This is a genomic window from Kribbella sp. (assembly GCF_035687465.1).
GTDB lineage: Bacteria > Actinomycetota > Actinomycetes > Propionibacteriales > Kribbellaceae > Kribbella.
This window is the reverse complement of record NZ_DASRXP010000720.1, coordinates 1-5823: the sequence shown is the minus strand read 5'-3', so window position 1 is coordinate 5823 and position 5823 is coordinate 1. Positions and strand designations below refer to the sequence as shown.

The 5823-nt window shown below is 63.5% G+C and carries 6 protein-coding genes; all 6 read left to right on the top strand.

From position 1 onward, the window contains the following. Window positions 1–250 precede the first annotated feature (250 nt). The 6 genes from VFG33_RS39170 to VFG33_RS39145 all read left to right on the top strand — a co-directional run bounded on the left by VFG33_RS39170 (window position 251) and on the right by VFG33_RS39145 (window position 5775). Window positions 251–1126 carry a hypothetical protein gene (locus VFG33_RS39170; RefSeq protein ID WP_325058104.1) on the top strand — a complete coding sequence of 292 codons (876 nt, stop codon included), beginning with the start codon at window positions 251–253 and terminating at the stop codon, window positions 1124–1126. Next, window positions 1126–2397 (top strand): AAA domain-containing protein, encoded by a 1272-nt coding sequence (locus VFG33_RS39165; RefSeq protein WP_325058103.1) that lies wholly within the window; start codon window positions 1126–1128, stop codon window positions 2395–2397. The genes VFG33_RS39170 and VFG33_RS39165 overlap by 1 nt, the downstream gene beginning before the upstream one ends. Beyond that, on the top strand, window positions 2382–3917 hold the full coding sequence (locus tag VFG33_RS39160; RefSeq protein ID WP_325058102.1) for an AAA domain-containing protein: 1536 nt from the start codon (window positions 2382–2384) through the stop codon (window positions 3915–3917). The genes VFG33_RS39165 and VFG33_RS39160 overlap by 16 nt, the downstream gene beginning before the upstream one ends. 564 nt (window positions 3918–4481) lie before the next feature. Then, window positions 4482–4925 (top strand): DsbA family oxidoreductase, encoded by a 444-nt coding sequence (locus tag VFG33_RS39155; protein ID WP_325058101.1) that lies wholly within the window; start codon window positions 4482–4484, stop codon window positions 4923–4925. Then, complete coding sequence (locus VFG33_RS39150) at window positions 4918–5073, top strand: hypothetical protein (protein ID WP_325058100.1); 156 nt, start codon at window positions 4918–4920, stop codon at window positions 5071–5073. The genes VFG33_RS39155 and VFG33_RS39150 overlap by 8 nt, the downstream gene beginning before the upstream one ends. Window positions 5074–5109: 36 nt before the next feature. Then, entirely contained in the window at window positions 5110–5775 is a 666-nt protein-coding gene (locus VFG33_RS39145; RefSeq protein WP_325058099.1) for an SDR family NAD(P)-dependent oxidoreductase, read from the top strand. Window positions 5776–5823: the final 48 nt, after the last annotated feature.

Sequence of the window (5823 nt, the reverse complement as noted above, 5' to 3'; positions counted from 1 at the left end):
CCGATCAGAGGCGGCCGAGATGGTCGCCTCTAACCGGATTCGATGCGAGTCAGCCGGCGTACCGGGCGGTGACGTCGAGGATCCAGGTGACGCCGAAGCGGTCGGGTACGCCTGCCTGCACTAGAACAAGTGCTTGGTGCCCCGATCGTTCCGGATGGGGCGCGACACGCGCTGAGCGTCGCGGTCGGACGAACGTCACTACAGTGAGTAGTCGCGATTGTACGAATAGCGGCTACGTCCGGGGGTGGGCATGCGCAGTCACTATCCGGCGTGTGAGCGGGCCGAGCAGAACCTGTGCCGATGCCAGCAGTGCGGAGGCATGATGCATCGGATCGAGTGGGCGCTAGCTGCCGCGCAGCAGGCATCGGGGGAGGACCGACGACGCCGTAGACGTTCACTCGACGCAGCCTGGGAACGATTCGACGAGGATCGCCGGGCGACGCCGGCAGTCGTTGCGCAGGTCGCCGTCAATTCGGGTTTTGTGGACGTCGTCGACTGGCTGGCCGAGGACTATCGCCCGGCTGTCGTCGCGGGCGAGGAAGACCGTAGCGTTGTGGCCCACCTCAGAGCGGGGCTGGTAGGCCTGGTGTCTGATGCGGTCCGGATCGAGATGGACGCGATCGTCGGACTGCCGGGAACGGACGGACACGTGAACCCGCTGCGCTTGGGATTGGCGGATCACTTCTGGTGCGATCTGTTCGCGGCGATCGCCCAGGTCGCGCGGGATGTGCAGGCCGAGCTGGATCAGGTACCTGATCACCTTGCCGGCGTAATCATCCATTCGCGCCGCGCGGACAACAATCTCGTACGCCCGAAGCGTGGTGCACGGCGCCCGACGAAGCGGATCCGGTTGGAAGATGTAATCGTCGAGCGAGTGATCGCGGCTGCGGTTGAGACTGCTTGGGCGCCGGTTCAGGCGTTGTACCAAGCGAAGCTCCAGCTGCTGATCCGGCATGCACAGATCCTGGCGATCCTGATCTGCCCAGCGCCCGAGCGCCATCGCAGCGTGGTCGAGCACTGCATGCGCCCACTCTTCGGCGAGGAGATCGCAGATCCGACAGTGGAACGCATCAAAGCGGCGCTGTATGGGGATCTGTTCGCTCCGGTTGTTGAAGGGACGCCGTGATGGATGCGCGACTTGTGGCTGTACTGGTTGCCGATCGGGCGACTGGGCGCTTCGTCGACAAGACGCGAGATGTCTTGAGGTACGTGCAGCAGGTCGACGGACGGGTCGAGATCGTCTTCACCGGCCGCTCCGAGCCGTACAAGTATGGTCCGGAGCGAGTGCGGATCGTTGCGCCGGCCGAGCGCGTCCATCTTGGTGAAGGCCGGCTGGTCGAGGTGGACGGCGTCATTTGGGAGAAGGCGACGGAGGTCTGCACGTTTTACGGCCCGGACGGGGCCTGGTCACGTGTCTTCTACGCAACAGGCCAGGGTGAGGCGCACCGAAGTCGACCGGCGGCGCAAGTGCGGATCATCACGGATGCCGCCAGCAGTTCGAGGGCAGCCGGCATCCTGAGCTATTGGCGCGACATCGTGTCAGCTCTGGGCGCTGACGATCCGCTCCGGCAGGTGTACGACTCGTTGAACTTCGTTCACCCCGACAGCGCCCTGGGACGATTCATGGCAGGTACGCCGATAGAGTCGTCGGAACTCGGCACGCCTCCGATTTATCCCTTTCGCTGCAATCTGAGCCAGCGGCAGGCGGTCGAGAACGCCCTCACTCAGTCCATCTCCGTGATCGAAGGGCCACCGGGGACCGGCAAGACCGAGACCATCCTCAACCTGGTCGCCAACATCATCGCGAGCGGCTCGGCGACCGTCGGCATCGTCTCGTTCGGCAACTCGGCCGTCGACAACGTCCGAGAGAAGCTTGAGACTCTCGGCTTCGGGCACGTCGTTGCCCGGCTCGGCAACAAGGAGTTGGTGACGGAGTTCTTCGATCGGCAGCACCGCCGGAACGCCGAGCTGAAGGAGTTCGTGAATCAGACTCCGCTGGAGCCCCCCTTCGACAAGCTGGCCGAGGTGGACAGTCGTCTCCGTCGCCTGCAGGCGGCCGAGCGTGAACGCGCAGGAGTGCGGCAGGAGATCGAGGCGTACGCCTTGGAGCTTCAGCATTTCGAGAGGCATGTCGCGCCGGATGAACTGGCACAGCTCGACCGACTGCCACTGCTCCGCCGATCATCCGACCGCATTCTCGACTACCTCGCGGAGTCAGAGCTTGAAGGTGCCCGCCGCCGCGGTCTGGTCCGGCGGATCAGGGAATACCTCAAGTACGGATCGCTGCGCGGGCTCGACCCCAGCGAGACGGCGACAGTACTGCGCCTCCAACGAGCGTTCTACGACCGCCGGATCGTCGAGCTCTCACTGAGGCTTACCGAGTGGACGACGAGCTGAGCAGAGCTGACTTCACCGGCCTCTCCGATGAGCACCGCCGGTTGTCGATTCAGACCCTGTACGCCGGACTCGGCGCGCGCTATCGGGAGCTGGAATCCACGATCTACGACGCCCGGGGCTACCGGCAGTCCTTCGCTAAGTTCGCCGCGGACTATCCGGTGTTGCTGAGCACCTGCCACTCGCTGCGCAGAAACCTCCCGAGCGGGCAGCTGCTCGACTACCTCATCATCGACGAGGCCTCACAGGTCGACTTGCTGGCTGCTGGAGCGGCTCTCTCGAGCTGCCGGAATCTCGTCGTGGTCGGGGATCTCCAGCAGTTGCCACACATAGCGAACGATGCTGCGCGTGACACGGTCGCCCCTTTGCCTGCCTATGACTACAACAAACACAGCATCCTCTCGTCGCTACGTGCCCTGTATCAAGAGCAGCTCGCAAGCACCCTGTTGCGTGAGCACTACCGTTGTGAGCCGGCGATCATCGGCTTCTGCAACAAGTCGTTCTACCAAGGCAGACTCGTCCCGTTCACCCAGAGCGAGGTCGAGCGGCCGATGATCGTGTGGCGCACTGCCGAGGGCAACCACATGCGCCAACACCAGGGTGGTGGTCGTTCGAACCAGCGTGAAGTCGACGTCATCGTCAACGAGGTGATCCCACAGAACTGCGCGGGTGTTTCGCGTACGGACATCGGCGTCGTTACGCCGTACCGGCGTCAGGCGAACAAGGTCACCCACGCGTTCGTTGAAGAGATCGAGAAGATCGACGCGGACACCGTGCACAAGTACCAGGGCCGGCAGAAGGACGTCATGGTCATGACCACTGTCCTGGACGAGACCTGGCGTGGGCAGACCGGACTTCAGTTCGTGGATGACCCACACCTGATCAACGTGGCAGTGTCGCGTGCTGCCAAGAAGTTCATCCTGGTGACGAACCACGACCTGCTCTCCAAGAGCCGGCACATTCGCGACCTCATCGACTACATCGGCTACCAGGACCTCGGCGGTGGTGTGAGCGACAGCGAGGTGGTCTCGATCTTCGACCTCCTCTACCGCCGGTACTCCGAACGGCTCGGATCGCTGGCGGCTCGGTTGCGGAACGAATTGAAGTACCGGTCGGAGGACATCGCCTGGACCGTACTGCATGACGTACTGGGCGAATCGCCGTACCGGCACTTGGCCGTGAGCTCCCAGGTGCTGGTGCGAAACCTGCTCGCGGATGTCGAACGACTCACTCCCCGGCAGGCGAGCTACGTGGCGCACCGTGCGTCGGTGGACTTCGTCGTCTACAACCGCGTGAGCAACCGCCCACTGCTCGCCATCGAGGTGGATGGCTTTGCGTACCACAAGAACAATCCAGCTCAGCTCGAGCGCGACAGCCTCAAGAACGAAATTCTTCACGCATACGGCCTGCCGCTCCTACGGCTCCCGACAACAGGCAGCGGCGAGGAACAGAAGATCCGCACGGCCCTGGACCAAGCCGACGCCCACTGGGTTCAGGTGGCGACCCAAGGCTCTGACCTGTGATCCAACTGATCCCATCGGCAAATGTGCCATACGGGCGCGTGTGCTCAGAGCGCGAACAAGAACAGAGGAGGTCGACGTGGGTTGGGTGCATTGCGACGGTTGCTGCTTGCGCGTAGCGGTGAACAAGGACAACACCTTGCCGAAGCACTACACCGAGACACCAGGCTTGATCCTCAATCGGGCGCAGCGGGAGTGCAAAGCGTCGGGGACAACGCGGTACATAGTGCAGAGTGAATTTCGATGGACGTGCAAGCGGCCGCGCAGTGGAAGAAGCTGTCCATGCTGCGGGCGGAAGCGAATGACGTTGAACAAGAATGGCAAGTTCCCCAAGCACCGGGCGCCGGATGGCGGCCGATGCGCCATGTCGGAAGCCAACTAGCCGCCGCGCCCTTCGTTGGTAGCTCGCCCTGCGCGACGGCGCGTTCGATCCTGGCCCCGACGACCACGACACGTTGTTCGATGAACGCGTGGCCGTGACGGCGATCTGTCTAATCGTCTCCGCTGGTCTGTTGAGACCTGTGGATTTGTCTGTGTCCAGGAGGAACACGCACCTTAGCTACACGCTTGGAGCTCCAGGCTCGTTCGATGGAGCAGGGCATGGCTGAGCGGGCCGCGGAAGTGGGGCTGAGGTACGAGGTCGACCGCCCGGCGCGCAACACCTTCGACCTGCTGCGTCTCGTGCACCTCGGCGCGAAGTACGGGGTCTCCTGGGAGTACCTGCGCGCGATGCAGGTCGAGGTGTTCAGCGGCAACTACGAGGCCTTCGAGCACGACACACTCGTGCGCCTCGGCGAGAAGCTCGGGGTCCCTGCCGAAGAGATTCGCGACGTGCTCGACTCCGAGCGCTACGCGGATGCGGTGCGCGCCGACCACGACGAGGCGGTGAACCTGGGTGCGCGAGGGGTGCCGTTCATCGTCCTCGGTGGGCGGCTCGGCATCCCTGGTGCCGTGAGCACCGGGCAGTACAGCGACGCGATCGCTCAAGCCTGGGAGCAGGTCAATGGCTGAAGACACCTCCGCGTCAGGGACGCCGCTGCCGTTCGTCGAGGACGAGGCTGACGGCTACTGCGACTTGGAGACCGGCGTGTGCGTGTCGCCAGGTGCCGAGAATCCCGACAAGGTCCTCCTGGTCGAGGTCCGGCCGCAGCAGCAGTAGCAAATCAGCCCATCAGACCAACATTGGAGTACACCTATGCCTGTCATCGCCATCGTCGGAGCCGGTCCCGGCCTGGGAATCGAAATCGCCCGCGCCTTCGGCAAGATGGGTTTCGCCGTCGCAATGGTCGCCCGCAACGCCGCGAAACTTGACGCCCTCGCCGCTGAACTTCACGCCGAAGGCATCAAAGCCGCCGGGTTCACCGGCGACATCAGCAAGCCCGACACCATCACCGAGGCGTTCGCTCGCATCAAGGAGCAATTCGGCACAGTCGACGTGCTCGAGTTCTCGCCCGTCGACCAAACCCTCAACGCCGTCGGGGTCCTCGACGTCGACCCCGCGGCGCTCCAACCCCAAGTTGAGTTCTACATCAACGGCGCCATCCACGCCGTTCGGCAAGTAGTGACTGAGATGATCGCCGCCGAGTCGGGCACGATCCTGATCACCACTGGCGGTGGTTCGATCACTCCGGTACTGGCCCTGGCTAACATCAACATCGCCGCGGCAGGGTTGCGCAACTGGACTCTGAACCTCCATCAGGAGCTCAAACCCCAGAACATCTACGTTGCGCACGTCGCCATCAGTGCGTGGATCGGAGCCGAGCACCCCGGTGCAGCGCCAGACGTCATCGCCGGGGCCTACCGCGAACTCTACGAAACCCGCATCGAACCCGAACTCCACTACATCGCCCTCAACGACTAACGACAGCGCATACACATTCAGAGAACCGACGTCGTCAGGCTGGTCAAC